Raw genomic sequence first — 16,689 nt, 5'->3', positions numbered from 1 at the left:
TCAGATCCGTACCGGTCGCTCGTCGATGGGTGCGAGCACGTCGATGATGTCGATCACCGTTCCCATTGCGGCGGTGCGGGGGTCGCGACCCTCGACCAGCGCGGAGACCACCGAACCATCGACCGCGCAGATCAGGGTGCAGATCAGCTCGATACGCACGGCTCGGCCGGATCGCTCGATGGCCTCGGCAACGGCATCGGCACGCTGCCGCAGGCTGCGGCGCATGGTCTCGCGCAACGCGGTCAGGCGGGTGCAGGCGATGTTTCGCTCGTATCGCGAGATCAGCTGCTCGACGAGCGTCTGATCGGAGAGGTCCCCCACCAGCAGGTCGACCAGCACCTCCGCGCTGGTCTCGGGGCCCCGGCGGCGGCGGGACAGCGCGTTGACCCGGGCTCGCAGCTGCGCCACCTCGATCATCGCGATGTGTTCGACCGCACGGGCGATCAAGTCGTCAAGAGACGAGAAGTAATAAGTAGTCGACGCCAATGGCAGACCGGCCCGCTGCGCAACCGCCCGGTGCCGCACCGCTTCGAACCCGCCTTCGGCAAGCAGCTCGGCGGCAGCGCTCACTAGCGCATACCGTCGACGTTCTCCTTTCGGAGTAACCGCTGCAGTCACGAGTAGCCATCGTGCCAGTCAAAGTGGTACTGCATTGCCATTTCCGCCAAACGGCCATGGCATGATGGCCCGCATGCCCGACTTGAGCCGCCGCGCCGTGCTCGGTCTTGGTGCCAGCGCGGCAATAGGTGCGACCGGCGTGTTTGCGCTCGACAACCTGTTACACGCCAGACCATCTCGCAGCATTCCGGTGTCGAGGGCCAGCACCCAGGCGCCGTTGGCGCCGCCGCCCAGCGCCCCCCTCGAGCCCGCTCCCCCGGCAGACCCGGCACCGACGATGACGACCGGTTCCTTCGTCTCGGCGGCACGCGGCGGGATATCGACCAAATGGGCGATCGCCCGGCCGCCGGGGCAGACCAAGGCGCTGCGCCCGGTGATCGCGCTGCACGGCAAGGGCAGTGATGCGGCCACCGTGATGGCCGGCGGTGTCGAGCAGGGCCTGGCTCAGGCCGTCAATGCGGGGCTGCCGCCATTCGCGGTCGTCGCCGTCGACGGCGGCGGCGGCTATTGGCACAAGCGCTCTTCGGGTGAAGACGCCGGCGCGATGGTGCTGAACGAGCTGATTCCGATGCTGGACAGCCAGCGGCTGGACACCTCGCGGGTGGCGTTCTTGGGTTGGTCGATGGGCGGCTACGGCGCACTGCTGCTCGGCGGCCGGCTGGGACCGGCACGCACCGCGGCGATCTGTGCGGTGAGCCCGGCGCTCTGGATGTCGTCCGGGGCGGCCGCACCCGGGGCTTTCGACGGCCCCGACGACTTCGCGGCGAATTCGGTGTTCGGAATGCCGGCGCTGGCGTCGATTCCGATCCGGATCGACTGCGGCGACAGCGATCCGTTCTACGACGCGACCAAGCAGTTCATCGCTGCGCTGCCCAATCCGCCCGCGGGTGGTTTCTCGCCCGGCGGGCACAACCCCGCGTTCTGGAGCTCGCAGCTGCCGGCCGAACTGACCTGGATGGCACCGCTGCTGACGACCTAGCTAGGTCGCGAGCATTACGCTCGCGTGGGTGAGCGCACCGTTCGACTGGAAATTTCCGTACGCCTGGCCACGAAAGCCCGTCCTGGGATCAAACATCGTCGCCACATCGCAACCGCTGGCCGCCCAAGCGGGCCTTCGGATGCTCGCCGAGGGCGGCAGTGCCGCCGACGCGGCCGTCGCGACCGCCATCACGCTGACAGTGGTGGAGCCGGTATCCAACGGCATCGGCTCGGATGCCTTCGCCATCGTCTGGGACGGCAAGCAGCTACACGGACTGAACGCATCTGGCCGTTCGCCGGCGGCGTGGACGCCAGAGTACTTCGGCGGCAACGATGTTCCCGGGCTGGGCTGGAATTCGGTGACGGTGCCCGGAGCGGTGTCGGCATGGGTCCAGTTGCACGCCAAGTTCGGCAAGCTTCCGTTCGAGCGGCTCTTCGAGCCGGCGATCTCCTACGGCCGCAACGGCTTTCCAGTCTCCCCGACGATCGCGCAGCAATGGGCGGCCCAGGTGCCGCTGTTCGAATCGCAGCCGGGCTTCGCCGAAGCTTTCCTGCCCGACGGGCGGGCACCGAAACCCGGTGAGCGCTTTCGCTTTCCCGGGCATGCGGCGACGCTGGAAAAGATCGCCGCGACCAACGGCGAGTCGTTCTACCGCGGGGAGCTGGCGGCCCACCTCGAAGCTCATGCAGCGGCCAACGGCGGCGTGCTGCGGGCCGGCGACCTCGCCGCCCACCGGGCCGATTGGGTGGGCACGATCAGCGGAACCTACCGGGGGTACACCGTCCACGAGATACCGCCCAACGGCCAAGGCATCGTGGCGTTGATTGCGCTCGGAATCCTTGCGCAGTTCGACATGTCCTCGCTGCCAGTCGATTCCGCCGACAGTGTGCACCTGCAGATCGAAGCGCTCAAGCTGGCGTTCGCGGACGCGCAGGCCTACGTCGCCGACCTCGACCACATGACGGTACGCCCCGAGGACCTGCTGGACGCCGAGTACCTGAAGCAGCGGGCCGCGCTGATCGACCGAAATCAGGCCAAGCCTGCGTCGGCGGGTACCCCGACCGGGGGCACCGTCTATCTCACCGCGGCCGACGCAACGGGACTGATGGTGTCGATGATCCAGTCGAACTACCTGGGATTCGGGTCCGGTGTGGTGGTACCGGGCACCGGCATCTCATTGCAAAATCGCGGAGCGGGTTTCGTTGCGACTCAGGGACATCCGAATCGGGTCGGGCCGAATAAGCGGCCTTACCAGACGATCATCCCGGGCTTTGTGACCAAGGACGGCGCACCCGTGATGAGCTTCGGGGTGATGGGCGGTCCGATGCAACCGCAGGGCCACGTGCAGGTATTGGTCCGAATCTCCGACTATGGCCAGAATCCGCAGGCGGCCTGCGACGGCCCGCGGTTTCGCTGGGTGCAGGGCATGCAGGTCAGTTGCGAGCAGGGTTTCCCGCCGTCGACGCTCGACGAGTTGCGGCGACGCGGACACGACCTGCTCACCGTGGACGACTACAACGCGTTCGGCAGCTGCCAAGCGATCTGGCGCCTCGACGACGGGTATCTCGCGGCGAGTGACCCGCGCCGCGACGGCCAAGCCGTGGCTTTCTAGACGCGGATTTTGCCCTCTTGCGCCAGCAACCCGATGTCGCTGCGGAAGTGGCTGCCCGGCAGCCGAATTGACCCGAGGATCCGATACGCATCGGCACGCGCACCGGTCAGGTCGGCGCCGGTGCCGACCACCGACAGCACCCGTCCGCCCGATGAGACGATCGCGCCGTCGTCGCGCCGTGCTGTCCCGGCATGCAGCACTCCGTCGGCTTCCGATCCGGCGATCACGTCGCCGACCCGAGGTCGTCCGGGATAGTTTTCGGCGGCCAGCACCACGGTCACCGCGGCCCCGTCTCGCCAGCTCAACTCGCCGAAGCCGGCCAGCGCGCCCGTCCCGGCCGCATACAGCAGCTGACCGAGCGGTGAATCCAGCAGGGCCAGCACGGCCTGGGTCTCCGGATCGCCGAAGCGGCAATTGAATTCGACCACCGCGGGCCCCTTCGCGGTGATCGCGAGTCCGACATAGAGCAATCCGGAGAATGGGCTGCCGCGCCGAACCATCTCGGCCGCAACGGGTTCGACGATGCCGCTGACGATTTCGCGGTAAACGTCGCCGGGAAGCCACGGCAACGGCGCGTAGGCGCCCATACCACCGGTGTTCGGGCCGGCGTCGCCGTCACCCACCCGCTTGAAATCCTGTGCCGGGAGCAGCGGCACCACCGTTTCGCCGTCGACCACGCAGAACAGCGATACCTCGGGGCCGTCGAGGAAAGACTCCAGCAACACGGGGTGGCCGGCCTCGAGCAGACTCGCGCCATGGGCACGGGCGGCGGCGCGATCCGGGGTCACCACCACACCCTTGCCGGCCGCCAGCGAGTCGTCCTTGACCACCCAGGCCGGGTCTCCGGCGGGCGGCCCGAAGCGATCGAGGGCCGCATCCAAATGCGCGGGACTGTCCACGATTTCGCTGGCAGCGGTCCGCACCCCGGCGGCCGCCATGACCTCCTTGGCGAATGCCTTCGACCCCTCGATGCGAGCCGCGTCCTTGCCGGGTCCGAAGCAGGCAATACCGGCGGCGCGCACGGTGTCGGCCACCCCGAGCACCAAGGGGACTTCGGGACCGATGACGACAAGGTCGGCCCGGACCTCGCGGGCCAGCGCGACGACGTCCGCACCGGCGGTGATGTCGACGTCGTGTTGCTCGGCGAGCCGGGTGGTGCCGGCGTTGCCGGGCGCAATAGCGAGCCCCGTGACCTGCGGATCTCTACTGAGAGCCAGCAGCAGGGCATGTTCACGGGCACCGGAGCCGATCACCAGAACGCGCACGACAGGTCAGACTAGCGGCACCGCGTTACAGAATTTTCTCGAGCAGGTTTTTGAGGTCCTTTTGCTGCGCTGCCGTCAGACGTCCCAGCCGCTTGTTGAACTCGGCGGACAGCAGCGCCAGGCCTTTCGCGGCGGCTTGGCGCCCGGCCGGGGTCAGCATCAGCCGATGCCGCCGCAGATCGGACGGGTCGATCTCCCGGCGCACGAACCCGGCTGCCTCAAGTCGTTTCAGATACAGCGTCACCGTCGCCTTGGGCATGCTCAAGGCCGCGGCCAACTCGGCGGGGTAGGGATGCTCGTTGATCTCGGCGAGCAGGAACAGCTCCTTGGACTCGAGCCCGAGCATGCAGATGTCGGCCTCGGCGCACGATATGACCGAAAGCAGCACCCGATAGTTCAGTGACCAGATCTTGGCCGCGTCATTCGCAGACATCGACTTGCCAGATCGTTCAGCTGTGAACTAGTTTAGTAATGAACAACCTCATATCCGAACAATCTACCAGGAAGTGGCCATCATGCCTCTGGATCAATACGTGACACTCGGACGGTCCGGCTTGCGCGTCAGCCCCCTGTGCCTGGGCGCGATGACGTTCGGCGAAGACCTCGGCTGGGGCACCAGCGTCGAGGAGTCTCAACAGATCATCGATCGCTACACCGAACTCGGCGGCAACTTCATCGACACCGCCAACTTCTACACCCGGAGCCACTCCGAGAAGATCATCGGCGACCACGTCGGGCGCCACGCGGCCCGGCGCGATCGCCTGGTGATCGCGACCAAGTTCAGCGGCAACCTGTACCCCGGCGATCCCAATGGTGGCGGCGCGGGCCGTAAATCGCTGGTCAACGCATGCGAAAACTCACTGCGCCGCCTGCAAACCGACTACATCGACCTGTACTGGCTACACATGTGGGACGCGAACACCCCCATCGAGGAGACGATGGCGGCACTCGACGACCTGGTTTCGGCCGGCAAGGTCCGCTACATCGGCGTTTCGGACACCCCGGCGTGGAAGATCGTCGAGGCCAACCTGATCGCGCGATTCCGTGGCTGGCCGGCATTCATCGGCCTGCAGATCGAGTACTCACTGCTGGAACGCACCGTCGAGCAGGAGCTGGTGCCGATGGCCAGCGAATTCGGCCTCGGCATCACACCGTGGTCGCCGCTGAAAAGCGGTGCGCTCAGTGGCAAGTACACCCGGCGAAATGCCGGGCAGCACAATGCCGGTCGTGGCGTGCTCGTGGAGAGCTTCCTCAACGAGAAAACCTATGCGGTCATCGACGAACTCGAGATCATCGCCAAGGCACACGAGACGAACGTTGCCGCCGTTGCGCTGGCATGGGTGCATGCACAGCCCGCCGTCTCGTCGATCATCATTGGGGCCCGCAGGCTTTCGCAGCTCGAGGACAACGTGCGCGCCGTCGACGTGAATCTGTCCGCCGAGGAAGTCACCCGGCTCGACAAGCTGACCAGGCCGCGATTGGGTTTCCCGCAGAGCATGCTGGACATGGCCGCAGGCATGATCAATGGCGGCACAACGATCAACGGTGTCTTTGGACCGCCGTCGGAATACGTGATGCCCGAAGGCGGCCGGCCTTACTGAGTTGCGGCCCTAGGCGTCGGCCTTACCCGAGTTCATCTTCAGGGCGGCTTCCACATTGGCCTTTTTGTCTTCTCCGGCGCCCTTGGCCGCGGCCTTCTTGCGCTTTGCCACGACGGCCCCGACCGCCCCGTTGAGCGCGGAGCCCAGTGGGAAGCCGAGATAGTGGGTGAGGAAGACGGCCATCTCCTTGAGCTCGTCTTCGGAGAGTTCCCCGTTGAGCAGTGCCGCGTTGATCTGGATCTCGGCCAGGTCGCGGCTTCCCACCGCAGTGACCGCCGTCAGCGTCATGATGCGCTTGTCGCGCATCGACAATCCCGGCCGGTTCCAGATGTCGCCGAAGAGATGATCGACGGTCAGGTCGAAGTACGGGTCGCCCTCGATGTTCGGCATCTCCCAGCCGTAGACCTCGTTCATTTTTTCGAGGCCCTTGCGGCGCTGCTCGTCCATTTACGACTCTTTCTCTTTGTGCGGTACCCCGAGACCCGCCGCCAGCCCCTCATACGCGAGTCGCGCCAGCGGCAGGTCGACGGACACCGCCTCGCCCAACCCCAACGCCAGACTCAGATCCTTCTCCCCCAGACCGCGGGCGTGCAAGAACGATTGGTAGAGGAAGTTGTCCGGCTGCAGGTCTTTCATGTCCTCGCGAACCATGATCGCTCCGGGCCCGCTGGTGAGCGCATCGGTGTGGCGCACCACCCGGCCCAGCGCCTGCAGGTCCAGCCCGGCCGCCTCGGCGAGCTTCATGGCTTCACAGGCCGCCACGTACGAGGTGAACGTCAACATGTTGCGGGCCAACTTCATTCGGGTGCCCGCACCCGGCTCGCCGGCATGCACGACCATCGCCGCCCAGTGTTTGAACGCCGGCTTGATCCGCTCGTACACCTCGCGATCGGCACCGACCATGGTGGCGAGCTTGCCCTCCGCCGCGGCGGCTGCCCCACCGCTGACGGGCGCGTCGACGATGTGGATGCCTTGTGGCTTGAGTTCGGCCGCCAATTCGACAGCGGTGGTGTCGCTGATCGTCGAGTGGATCGCGATGACGGTGCCGGGCTTCGCGTGGGCGGCCAGCTCGCCAACGACCTCACGGACCTGGGCGTCGTTGAGCACGGTGATATGCACGATGTCGGCGACGGCAATGTCAGCAACGCTGTCGGCGATGCCGGCGCCCTTCTCGATCAGCGGCGTCATCGCCTCGGTCCGGATATCGTAAACCGTTACCCCGCCGGGCCATTCGGTCATCTTGGTGGCCATCGGGGCACCCATATTGCCCAGCCCGATGTACCCGAGCTTCAGGTCCTGACTCATGACCGGAAGATCTGTCCGCCGTCGACATTGAAAATCTGCCCGGTGATCCAGGACGCCTCATCCGACAGCAAGAACAGGCACATGCCGACAAGATCTTCGGGCTGTCCCATGCGCGACAACGGAATTCCCTTGACGATGTCGGCGACCATCTCCTGCGGGGTGGTGTTCCGATTGGCTTCGGTATCGATGGGGCCCGGCGCGATGGCATTGATCCGGATGTTCTGGCCGCCGAGTTCGGTGGCCAGCTGCTGGGTCAGTCCGTTGATCCCGACCTTGGCCAACCCGTAGAAGTTCGAGTACAACCAGGCCGCGGTGGACGACTGGTTGATGATCGCTCCGCCGCCACGATTGGCCATCTTCTTGTACACCGCGCGCGTACACCACAGTGCGCCATCGAGATTGACGCTCATGAACTTCTTGTAGTACTCGGGGTCGACGGTGATCAGAAAGTCGAGCTTCATGCCGCCGAAGATCGCGGCATTGTTGACGAGGTAGTCGATGCCGCCGAACTCGGCCAGCGTCCGGTCGGCCATCTCCTTGGCAGACGCCGGATCCGACACGTCGACGGGCAGGGCCAGCGCGTTGCCGCCCTCGCCCTTGATCGCGTCGGCCACCTTCTCGGCGCCCGCCACGTTGATATCGGCGACGACAACCGCCGCGCCCTCCCGGGCCAGTGCCTCGGCGTAAGCCTGGCCGATGCCACCGCCCGCTCCGGTGACGATGGCGACCTTGTTTTCGAATCTCATAATTCCGAGCCCCTCTGGTTAAACCGCTGTCGCAATGGTCTTGGTTTCCAAGTACTCCTCGAACCCGGCCAGACCCATCTCGCGGCCGTTTCCGGATTGCTTGTATCCGCCGAACGGCGCATCGGCCGAATACCACACGCCGCCATTGACATTGATCGTGCCGGCGCGCACCCGCGCGGCGGCCCGTGCCGCCCGCTCCGGGTCGGTGCCGAACACCGTGCCCGACAAGCCGTATGCCGAGTCGTTGGCGATGCGGACCGCGTCGTCGTCGCCGTCGTGCGGAATCACGGTCAGGACCGGGCCGAAGATCTCCTCCTGCGCCACTCGGGCGTCGTTGCCCAGCCCCGCGATCACGGTGGGCTCGATGAAGAAGCCGACGTCCCGGCCGGCCGGCCGGCCGCCGCCGGTCGCGAACGTCCCGCCCTCGGCGATCGCCGAGTCGAGGTAGCCCTGTATCCGGTCACGCTGGCGCGCGGAAATGACTGGACCGCAAATGGTTCCGGGGTCGGTGGGATCGCCGGCCTTGATGCCGCCCATCGTCGCGGCCGCGATGGAGACGGCTTCGTCGTACCGCGCCCGCGGCACCACCAGCCGGGTGGTGATCGCGCATCCTTGTCCGGCGTGCATGCACACCGAGAAGCCCGCGACACCCACCGCGCCGCTCAGGTCGGCATCGTCGAGCACGATGAACGCCGACTTGCCGCCCAGCTCGAGGAAGACCTTCTTGATGGTCGCGGCGCCGTCGGCCATCACGGCGCGGCCGGTGGCGGTCGATCCGGTGAACGAAACCATGTCCACCCGAGGGTCTTTGGACAGCATGGCGCCGACGCTGTGGTCGCTGGAGGTGACGATGTTGATCACGCCGGGCGGAAAGTCGGTGTGCTCGGCGATCAGTTCGCCCAGCACGGCGGCGCACCATGGCGTGTCGGGTGCGGGCTTCAAGACGACGGTGTTGCCCGCGGCCAGGGCGGGCCCGATCTTCGCCAGGTTGATCTGGTGGGGAAAGTTCCACGGCGTGATGGCGCCGACGACGCCGACAGCCTCACGGGCGATGGTGCGCCGGGTGGGGATACCCATCGGCTTCGCCTCGCCGAGATCCTGGCTGTATTCATACGATTCGGCGGTGTCCGCCGCGAACGCCAAGTCGTTGACCGGAACTTCAAGCTGAGCGATCCCGGTGAGCATCCGCGGCGCGCCGACTTCCGCGATAGTCATGTCCCGCAGTTCTTCGAGGTGCTGCTGCATCGCCTCGCGCAGCTGGCGTACACACCGCACTCGCAGTTCGGTGTTGCGCGACCAGTCCGTCTCGTCGAAGGCGCGGCGCGCGGCATCGATCGCGCGGCTCATGTCGTCCGCGTCGGCGTCGGCCGCGACTCCCAGCACTTCTTCCGTCGCCGGATTGATGGTCGGGAAGGTGCCGGCACCGCCGGCCGACATCTTGCCGTCGATGAAGAGTTCACTCACGCCGTCGGCCAACAAGGCCATCTCTCGCTCCCGTCTACGCGTGGCAAATCCAAGGGGCGAATCCGCACGCCGATTCGAATGGACAGTTGTCCGATAATGTCCCATGGCACCATAGCCTTCGGGTCATCCGCGGTGCAAGAGCCGATCTCGAAACCGGGGCGAGGCCGCGGCATAACTGCTCATTAACCAGCATGTTCATCTGACGGGCTTGCTTCGTATCCCCTCTGTCCGATAGCTTGGACATGTGTCCAGCGATGCCCTGGTTACGGTCACAGCCCAGACCGAGCAACCAACCGGTCAGGCGCCGCGCAATCGCCGCCAAGAGGAGACCTTCCGCAAGGTGCTAGCCGCCGGCATCGAGACCCTGCGCGAGAAGTCGTATGCCGACCTGACGGTGCGCGCCGTCGCGGCACGCGCCAAAGTCGCTCCGGCCACCGCCTATACCTACTTCTCGTCGAAAAACCATTTGATCGCCGAGGTGTACCTGGACCTGGTTCAACAGGTCCCGTTCTTCACCGATGTCAACGACCCCATGCCGGTTCGGGTGGACAAGGTGTTGCGCCATCTGGCATTGGTGGTCGCCGATGAACCCGAGGTCGGGGCGGCGTGCACCATCGCGCTGCTCGGCGGGGGCGCCGATCCCGCGGTGGCCGCCGCGCGCGATCGGATCGGCGCGGAGATCCACCGCCGCATCGCGACGGCCATCGGGCCCGGCGCCGACGCCAACACGGTGTCCGCACTCGAGATGACGTTCTTCGGCGCGCTGGTTCAAGCCGCCAGCGGCCAATTCACGTACCACGAAATCGCCGACCGGCTCACGTATGTTGTCAGCCTCCTGCTGGCCGGCACCGGGGAGACGAGCCAGGAGACAAGAACTTAAATGACCGTGCACGTTGGAGACCACGAGTTGGTCCTCGATCCTTACGACTATGACTTCCACGAAGATCCGTATCCGTACTACAAGCGGCTGCGTGACGCGGCTCCGCTGTATCGCAATGAGGAACTGAAGTTCTGGGCGCTGTCGCGGCATCAGGACGTACTGCAGGGATTCCGGAACAGCACAACGCTTTCCAACAAGTTCGGCGTCTCGCTGGACCCGGCCTCGCGTGGCCCGCATGCCAGCAAGACGATGAGCTTCCTCGCGATGGACGATCCGGGCCACCTTCGGCTGCGCACGCTGGTGTCGAAGGGTTTCACGCCGCGCCGCATCCGTGAGCTCGAGCCGCGCGTCACCGAGATCGCGGTCAAGCATCTCGACACGATGCTCGAAAAGGCGGCATCCGGCTCGCTCGTCGACTACGTGGACGAGTTCGCGGGCAAGCTGCCGATGGACGTGATCTCCGAGCTGATGGGTGTACCCGAGGCGGACCGGGTTGAGGTGCGCGCCTGGGCCGACGGTGTGATGCACCGCGACGAGGGCGTCACCGACGTGCCGCCCGAGGCCGTCGAGGCCTCCATCAACCTGATCGTCTACTACCAGCAGATGGTCGCCGAGCGGCGCAGCAAGCCCACCGACGATCTGACGACCGCGCTGCTGGAAGCCGAGATTGACGGTGACCGGCTCACCGACGACGAAGTGCTCGGGTTCATGTTCCTGATGGTGATCGCCGGAAACGAGACCACCACCAAATTGCTTGCCAACGCTGCATTTTGGGGATACAAGAACCCTGACCAGCTGGCGCCTGTCTACGACGACGCAGAACTGGTGACGCCGTGGGTCGAGGAGACGCTGCGGTACGACACATCCAGCCAGATCCTGGCCCGCACCGTGGTCGGCGAGCTCACCCTCTACGACACCACGATCCCCGACGGGGACGTACTGCTGCTGCTTCCCGGTTCCGCTCATCGCGACGAGCGGGTGTTCGACAACCCGGACGACTACCTGATCGGGCGCGAAATCGGTTCCAAGCTCATGAGTTTCGGTAGCGGCGCGCACTTCTGTCTGGGTGCCCACCTGGCCCGGATGGAAGCCCGCGTGGCGCTCACCGAGTTGTTCAAGCGAATCCGCGGATATCAAGTCGACGAGGCCAACGCCGTCCGCGTCCACTCCAGCAATGTCCGCGGATTCGCTCACCTACCCATCACCGTGGAGACCCGCTGATGCCTCGCTTTGCCCCCCTTCCCGAACGTCGGCCGGCGATCGTGGCCGGCGCCTCCTCCGGTATCGGAGAGGCCACCGCGATCGAACTCGCGGCGCACGGCTTCCCGGTCGCGCTGGGTGCCCGCCGGGTCGAGAAGCTCGACGACATCGTCGGCAAGATCAACGCCGACGGCGGCGAGGCGGTCGGATTCCACCTCGATGTCACCGACCCGAACTCGGTTAAATCCTTTGTCGCACAATCGGTCGACGCACTCGGCGACATCGAGGTGCTGGTCGCCGGCGCCGGCGACACCTACTTCGGCAAGCTCGCCGAGATCACCACCGACGACTTCGACTCGCAGCTGCAGATCCACCTCGTCGGCGCCAACCGGCTGGCCACCGCGGTACTACCGGGCATGCTCGAGCGCCAGCGCGGCGACCTGATTTTCGTGGGCTCCGATGTCGCACTTCGCCAGCGGCCGCACATGGGCGCCTACGGGGCGGCCAAGGCAGCGCTCGTCGCAATGGTCACCAACTTCCAGATGGAGCTCGAGGGCACCGGCGTCCGCGCCTCGATCGTGCACCCCGGCCCGACGAAGACGTCGATGGGCTGGAGCCTGCCTGCCGACAAGATCGGCCCCGCGCTCGAGGACTGGGCCAAGTGGGGCCAGGCGCGCCACGACTACTTCCTGCGCGCCGCGGACCTGGGACGAGCCATCACGTTCGTCGCCGAGACACCGCGCGGTGGCTTCATCGCGAACATGGAGCTTCAGCCCGAAGCGCCGTTGGCCGACAACAAGGATCGCCAGAAGCTTGCACTCGGCGAAGAGGGGATACCTTCATGACTTCGCGAAACGACGATGCGGCGCGCGGCACGCGCGCCTATGAGGAGTGAGCAAATGACCACAGCGATTGTGCCGCGGGTTTCCGGCGGCGAAGAAGAACACGGCCATCTCGAGGAATTCCGCACCGACCCGATCGGACTGATGCAGCGCATCCGGGACGAATGCGGCGACGTCGGCTGGTTCCAGCTGGTCGACAAGCACGTCATCTTCCTGTCGGGCGCCGAAGCCAACGAGTTCTTCTTCCGTTCTGCCGACGAGGATCTCGACCAGGCCGAGGCCTACCCGTTCATGACGCCGATCTTCGGCAAGGGCGTCGTCTTCGATGCCAGCCCCGAGCGCCGCAAGGAGATGCTGCACAACTCGGCGCTGCGTGGTGAGCAGATGAAGGGCCACGCGGCCACCATCGAGCGTCAGGTCCAGGGGATGATCGCCGACTGGGGACCCCAGGGCGAGATCGACCTGCTCGACTTCTTCGCCGAATTGACCATCTACACCTCGACGGCTTGCCTGATCGGCGAGAAGTTCCGCAACCAGCTCGACCACCGCTTCGCCGAGTACTACCACGATCTGGAGCGCGGCACCGATCCGCTCTGCTACGTCGACCCCTACCTGGACATTGAGAGCTTCCGGCTACGCGACGAATCACGCATCAAACTCGTTGCGCTGGTTCAGGAGATCATGAACCAACGGTTGGCCAACCCGCCAGAGGACAAGGCCGACCGCGACATGCTCGACGTGCTGGTGTCCATCAAAGACGAAGACGGCAACCCGCGGTTCTCGGCCGACGAGGTCACCGGCATGTTCATTTCACTGATGTTCGCCGGTCACCACACCAGCTCCGGCACCTCGGCGTGGACGCTGATCGAATTGATCCGTCACCCCGAGGTCTACGCCGAGGTGCGCGACGAGCTCGACGAGCTCTACGCCGACGGCCAGGAAGTCAGTTTCCACGCCCTGCGCCAGATCCCGAAGCTGGACAACGTAGTCAAGGAGACGTTGCGCCTGCACCCGCCGCTGATCATCCTGATGCGCGTCGCACAGGGTGAGTTCGAGGTCCAGGGCTTCCCGATACACAAGGGCGACTTCGTCGCCGCCTCCCCGGCAATCTCGAACCGGATCCCGGAGGACTTCCCCGACCCGGACGCCTTCAACCCGGACCGCTACAACAAGCCCGAGCAGGCCGACATCGTCAACCGGTGGACGTGGATTCCGTTCGGCGCCGGGCGGCACCGCTGCGTCGGCGCCGCGTTCGCGCAGATGCAGATCAAGGCAATCTTCTCGGTTCTGTTGCGCGAGTACGAGTTTGAGATGGCACAGCCCGCAGAAAGCTACCACAACGACCACTCCAAAATGGTCGTGCAGCTGGCCCGGCCGGCCAAGGCGCGCTACCGCAAGCGCAGCGCGTAAGGGAGTAAATACTCATGGGCTCAGAGGGATTCAGAATCGAAGTCGATCTGGATTTGTGTCAGGGCCACGCCATGTGCGAACTGGAGGCGCCGGACTACTTCCGGGTGCCCAAGCGGGGCAAGGTCGAGATCATCGACCCCGAACCGCCCGAAGACGCCCGCGATGAAGTTCAGCGCGCGGTCGATATGTGCCCCACGCAAGCGTTATTCATCAAAGAGAAAGAAGATTGACAACGATGTCACACTCACGCGCAGATCTCGAGGCATGGGTCGACCGCTGGCTGCAGGCCAACAAGGATTGCGAGAAGGCCGGCGACTGGAAGCCGCTGGCCGACTTCTACACCAAAGACGCCACCTATGGCTGGAACATCGGCCCGAAGGAAGACGTGATGTGCGTGGGCGTCGACGAGATCCGCGACGTCGCGCTCGGCCTGGAGATGGAGGGCCTGGAGAACTGGGTCTACGAGTACCAGAAGGTGCTCATCGACGAGAAGCAGGGCGAGATCGTCGGCTTCTGGAAGCAGATCGTCAACAAGACCGACGGCACCCAGGACGAGATCTACGGCATCGGCGGCAGCTGGTTCCGCCTGAACAGCGACGGGCTGATCGAGTGGCAACGGGACTTCTTCGACTTCGGTCATGTCGCGAAGATGTTCGGGAAGCTCATCGAGTCCGGCGATCTCAGCACGGGAATGCAGAAGCGCATCGAACGCAGCATCGCCGGCGAGAAACTGCCGGGCTACTACCCGATCGGCGAGGCGCCTTCCCCGATCTGGTGAATCTCCCGACCGGTTGGTGGTCCCCCGCTTGTTTACAGCCCGGTGATGCGCGTCATAATGGTCTGCGAATGAGAACACGTTCTAAATTGCCATCCGGCCCCGGCCGGTCCCTTTCGCCGACACTCGGGTCAGGGCACGTAAGTGGAGGACCTTCATGAAGACAAAAGGCGCGCTGATCTGGGAATTCAACCAGCCGTGGTCCATCGAGGACATCGAAATCGGCGACCCGCAAGCGCACGAGGTCAAGATCCAGATGGAAGCGGCCGGGATGTGCCATTCGGATCACCATCTAGTCACCGGTGGCATCCCGATGGCGGGCTTCCCGGTGCTCGGCGGGCACGAGGGTGCGGGCATCGTCACCGAGGTCGGCCCCGGTGTGGAGGACATCGCCCCGGGCGATCACGTGGTGCTGTCGTTCATCCCGTCCTGTGGGCAATGTCCGACCTGTCAGGCCGGCCTGCGCAACCTGTGTGACCTGGGGGCGGGCCTGCTGGGCGGTGCCGCGGTCTCCGATGGCACGTTCCGCATCCAGGCGCGCGGCCAGAACGTCTTCCCCATGACGTTGCTGGGCACGTTCTCGCCGTACATGGTCGTGCACCGCAGCTCGGTTGTGAAGATCGACCCGTCGGTGCCGTTCGAGGTGGCCGCGCTGGTCGGTTGCGGTGTCACCACCGGCTACGGTTCGTCGGTCCGGACCGCCAACGTCCGGCCCGGTGAAGACGTCGCGATCGTGGGCGTCGGCGGCGTCGGCATGGCCGCGCTGCAGGGTGCGGTCAACGCGGGCGCGCGCTACGTGTTCGCGATCGACCCGGTGGAGTGGAAGCGCGATCAGGCGCTGAAGTTCGGCGCCACCCACGTCTACCCCGACATCAACGCCGCCCTGATGGGCATGGCCGAGGTGACCTACGGCCTGATGGCGCACAAGGTGGTGGTCACCGTCGGTGAGCTGCTCGGCGCCGACATCGACAGTTACCTCAACATCACCCAAAAGGGCGGCACCTGCGTGCTGACCGCCATCGGTAGCCTGCTGGACACGAATGTGACCCTGAACCTGGCGATGCTGACCCTGATGCAGAAGAACCTGCAGGGCACCATCTTCGGTGGCGGCAACCCGCAGTACGACATCCCGCAGCTGCTGTCGATGTACAAGGCCGGCAAGCTCAACCTGGACGACATGATCACCCGCCAGTACCGGCTGGAGCAGATCAACGACGGCTACCAGGACATGCTGGACGGCAAGAACATTCGCGGTGTCATCCGCTACACCGACGCCGACCGGTAAGCCGACAAGAGGGGCTCGGACCATGACCCAAACCGCCCAATCCCCCGCACTGACCGCGTCGCAATCGTCGTGGCGCTGCGCCCAAGGCAAGGACCGGGACGGCTGGCTCGCGCTGATGACCGACGACGTCGTCATCGAGGACCCGATCGGCAAGTCCGTCACCAACCCGGATGGCACCGGTGTGCGTGGCAAGGCGGCCGTCGGCGAGTTCTTCGACAACAACATCGCCCAGAACCAGCTGACCATCACCTGCGAGGAAACGTTCCCGTCGAGCTCGCCCGACGAGATCGCTCATATTCTGGTGCTGCAGAGCAAGTTTGAGGGCGGCATGACCAGCAAGGTGCGCGGCGTGTTCACCTACAAGGTCAACGAGGCGGGGCTGATCACCAACATGCGGGGCTACTGGAACCTCGACGTGATGGAGTTCGGCCAGGAGTAGCCCCATATGCTGGGGCCATGGCGTCGATCTTCACCAAGATCATCAACCGTGAACTACCCGGCCGATTCGTTTACGAGGACGACGACGTCGTCGCATTCCTGACGATTGAACCGATGACGCAAGGCCACACGCTGGTGGTGCCGCGCGCCGAGATCGATCAGTGGCAGGACGTCGACAGTCCCGCGTTCGCTCGCGTGATGTCGGTGAGCCAGCTGATCGGCAAGGCCGTGTGCAAGGCGTTCCGGGCCGAACGTGCCGGGCTGATCAT

General features: G+C 65.4%; 18 protein-coding genes and 1 pseudogene. 12 read left to right on the top strand and 7 right to left on the bottom strand.

Annotation, left to right across the window (positions count from 1 at the left end):
* A complete protein-coding gene (locus tag LMQ14_RS03470; RefSeq protein ID WP_420714604.1) occupies window positions 1–618 on the bottom strand; it encodes a TetR/AcrR family transcriptional regulator in 618 nt (205 codons plus the stop codon).
* 61 nt (window positions 619–679) lie between these two features.
* Here LMQ14_RS03470 and LMQ14_RS03465 point away from each other — a divergent pair, with 61 nt between their 5' ends.
* Window positions 680–1,597 (top strand): alpha/beta hydrolase-fold protein, encoded by a 918-nt coding sequence (locus LMQ14_RS03465; protein ID WP_267735325.1) that lies wholly within the window; start codon window positions 680–682, stop codon window positions 1,595–1,597.
* 28 nt (window positions 1,598–1,625) lie between these two features.
* Window positions 1,626–3,209: a gamma-glutamyltransferase family protein gene (locus LMQ14_RS03460; protein WP_267733452.1), complete on the top strand. Its 1,584-nt coding sequence runs from the start codon at window positions 1,626–1,628 to the stop codon at window positions 3,207–3,209.
* Here the strand turns inward: LMQ14_RS03460 and purD are convergent.
* Together purD and LMQ14_RS03450 are read right to left on the bottom strand one after the other, a co-directional pair.
* Window positions 3,206–4,474 carry a phosphoribosylamine--glycine ligase gene (purD, locus tag LMQ14_RS03455; RefSeq protein ID WP_267733451.1) on the bottom strand — a complete coding sequence of 423 codons (1,269 nt, stop codon included), beginning with the start codon at window positions 4,472–4,474 and terminating at the stop codon, window positions 3,206–3,208. The genes LMQ14_RS03460 and purD overlap by 4 nt on opposite strands.
* Before the next feature lie 25 nt (window positions 4,475–4,499).
* Window positions 4,500–4,907, bottom strand: coding sequence for a MarR family winged helix-turn-helix transcriptional regulator (locus LMQ14_RS03450; protein ID WP_267733450.1), 408 nt, complete (start codon window positions 4,905–4,907; stop codon window positions 4,500–4,502).
* Between the two features lie 73 nt (window positions 4,908–4,980).
* On the opposite strand from LMQ14_RS03450, the gene LMQ14_RS03445 reads away from it, so the two are divergent.
* The gene (locus LMQ14_RS03445; RefSeq protein WP_420714603.1) at window positions 4,981–6,075 is read left to right on the top strand and encodes an aldo/keto reductase; all 1,095 of its coding nucleotides are present in this window, start codon (window positions 4,981–4,983) and stop codon (window positions 6,073–6,075) included.
* A 9-nt stretch (window positions 6,076–6,084) separates the two neighbouring features.
* On the opposite strand, the gene LMQ14_RS03440 is transcribed toward LMQ14_RS03445, so the two are convergent.
* The 4 genes from LMQ14_RS03440 to LMQ14_RS03425 are packed head-to-tail and all read right to left on the bottom strand — an operon-like array spanning window position 6,085 to window position 9,611.
* On the bottom strand, window positions 6,085–6,522 hold the full coding sequence (locus tag LMQ14_RS03440; RefSeq protein WP_267733448.1) for a carboxymuconolactone decarboxylase family protein: 438 nt from the start codon (window positions 6,520–6,522) through the stop codon (window positions 6,085–6,087).
* A complete protein-coding gene (locus LMQ14_RS03435; RefSeq protein ID WP_267733447.1) occupies window positions 6,523–7,380 on the bottom strand; it encodes an NAD(P)-dependent oxidoreductase in 858 nt (285 codons plus the stop codon).
* Window positions 7,377–8,126: an SDR family oxidoreductase gene (locus tag LMQ14_RS03430; RefSeq protein WP_267733446.1), complete on the bottom strand. Its 750-nt coding sequence runs from the start codon at window positions 8,124–8,126 to the stop codon at window positions 7,377–7,379. The genes LMQ14_RS03435 and LMQ14_RS03430 overlap by 4 nt, the downstream gene beginning before the upstream one ends.
* An 18-nt stretch (window positions 8,127–8,144) precedes the next feature.
* On the bottom strand, window positions 8,145–9,611 hold the full coding sequence (locus LMQ14_RS03425) for an aldehyde dehydrogenase (RefSeq protein WP_267733445.1): 1,467 nt from the start codon (window positions 9,609–9,611) through the stop codon (window positions 8,145–8,147).
* A gap of 223 nt (window positions 9,612–9,834) precedes the next feature.
* Between LMQ14_RS03425 and LMQ14_RS03420 the strand changes: the two genes are divergently transcribed.
* The 9 genes and pseudogenes from LMQ14_RS03420 to LMQ14_RS03380 all read left to right on the top strand — a co-directional run.
* The gene (locus LMQ14_RS03420) at window positions 9,835–10,470 is read left to right on the top strand and encodes a TetR/AcrR family transcriptional regulator (RefSeq protein ID WP_267733444.1); all 636 of its coding nucleotides are present in this window, start codon (window positions 9,835–9,837) and stop codon (window positions 10,468–10,470) included.
* Window positions 10,471–11,691 (top strand): cytochrome P450, encoded by a 1,221-nt coding sequence (locus LMQ14_RS03415; RefSeq protein WP_267733443.1) that lies wholly within the window; start codon window positions 10,471–10,473, stop codon window positions 11,689–11,691.
* Entirely contained in the window at window positions 11,691–12,515 is an 825-nt protein-coding gene (locus LMQ14_RS03410) for an SDR family oxidoreductase (RefSeq protein ID WP_267733442.1), read from the top strand. Before LMQ14_RS03415 ends, LMQ14_RS03410 begins: the two co-directional genes overlap by 1 nt.
* Window positions 12,516–12,569: 54 nt before the next feature.
* A complete protein-coding gene (locus tag LMQ14_RS03405; protein WP_267733441.1) occupies window positions 12,570–13,922 on the top strand; it encodes a cytochrome P450 in 1,353 nt (450 codons plus the stop codon).
* 14 nt (window positions 13,923–13,936) lie between these two features.
* Complete coding sequence (locus LMQ14_RS03400; RefSeq protein ID WP_267733440.1) at window positions 13,937–14,152, top strand: ferredoxin; 216 nt, start codon at window positions 13,937–13,939, stop codon at window positions 14,150–14,152.
* Window positions 14,153–14,157: 5 nt separating this feature from the next.
* Window positions 14,158–14,700 (top strand): nuclear transport factor 2 family protein, encoded by a 543-nt coding sequence (locus tag LMQ14_RS03395; RefSeq protein ID WP_267733439.1) that lies wholly within the window; start codon window positions 14,158–14,160, stop codon window positions 14,698–14,700.
* 154 nt (window positions 14,701–14,854) lie between these two features.
* Window positions 14,855–15,982 (top strand): NDMA-dependent alcohol dehydrogenase, encoded by a 1,128-nt coding sequence (locus LMQ14_RS03390; RefSeq protein ID WP_267733438.1) that lies wholly within the window; start codon window positions 14,855–14,857, stop codon window positions 15,980–15,982.
* A gap of 22 nt (window positions 15,983–16,004) precedes the next feature.
* The gene (locus LMQ14_RS03385; protein ID WP_267733437.1) at window positions 16,005–16,421 is read left to right on the top strand and encodes a ketosteroid isomerase family protein; all 417 of its coding nucleotides are present in this window, start codon (window positions 16,005–16,007) and stop codon (window positions 16,419–16,421) included.
* Between the two features lie 17 nt (window positions 16,422–16,438).
* Window positions 16,439–16,684: pseudogene (locus tag LMQ14_RS03380) on the top strand (HIT family protein); the annotation flags it as partial.
* Window positions 16,685–16,689 lie beyond the last annotated feature (5 nt).

It is taken from the genome of Mycobacterium sp. Aquia_213 (genome assembly GCF_026625985.1).
Taxonomy (GTDB): Bacteria; Actinomycetota; Actinomycetes; order Mycobacteriales; family Mycobacteriaceae; genus Mycobacterium.
The sequence above is the reverse complement of the archived record's forward strand: the minus strand, read 5'-3'. Positions and strand labels throughout refer to the sequence as shown.

Coding starts and splice junctions, on each gene's coding strand:
- LMQ14_RS03465 (WP_267735325.1), top strand. CDS start 680: ATGATGGCCCGCATGCCCGACTTGAGCCGCCGCGCCGTGCTCGGTCTT.
- LMQ14_RS03450 (WP_267733450.1), bottom strand. CDS start 4,907: ATGTCTGCGAATGACGCGGCCAAGATCTGGTCACTGAACTATCGGGTG.
- LMQ14_RS03440 (WP_267733448.1), bottom strand. CDS start 6,522: ATGGACGAGCAGCGCCGCAAGGGCCTCGAAAAAATGAACGAGGTCTAC.
- LMQ14_RS03435 (WP_267733447.1), bottom strand. CDS start 7,380: ATGAGTCAGGACCTGAAGCTCGGGTACATCGGGCTGGGCAATATGGGT.
- LMQ14_RS03430 (WP_267733446.1), bottom strand. CDS start 8,126: ATGAGATTCGAAAACAAGGTCGCCATCGTCACCGGAGCGGGCGGTGGC.
- LMQ14_RS03425 (WP_267733445.1), bottom strand. CDS start 9,611: ATGGCCTTGTTGGCCGACGGCGTGAGTGAACTCTTCATCGACGGCAAG.
- LMQ14_RS03415 (WP_267733443.1), top strand. CDS start 10,471: ATGACCGTGCACGTTGGAGACCACGAGTTGGTCCTCGATCCTTACGAC.
- LMQ14_RS03410 (WP_267733442.1), top strand. CDS start 11,691: ATGCCTCGCTTTGCCCCCCTTCCCGAACGTCGGCCGGCGATCGTGGCC.
- LMQ14_RS03405 (WP_267733441.1), top strand. CDS start 12,570: ATGACCACAGCGATTGTGCCGCGGGTTTCCGGCGGCGAAGAAGAACAC.
- LMQ14_RS03400 (WP_267733440.1), top strand. CDS start 13,937: ATGGGCTCAGAGGGATTCAGAATCGAAGTCGATCTGGATTTGTGTCAG.
- LMQ14_RS03395 (WP_267733439.1), top strand. CDS start 14,158: ATGTCACACTCACGCGCAGATCTCGAGGCATGGGTCGACCGCTGGCTG.
- LMQ14_RS03390 (WP_267733438.1), top strand. CDS start 14,855: ATGAAGACAAAAGGCGCGCTGATCTGGGAATTCAACCAGCCGTGGTCC.
- LMQ14_RS03385 (WP_267733437.1), top strand. CDS start 16,005: ATGACCCAAACCGCCCAATCCCCCGCACTGACCGCGTCGCAATCGTCG.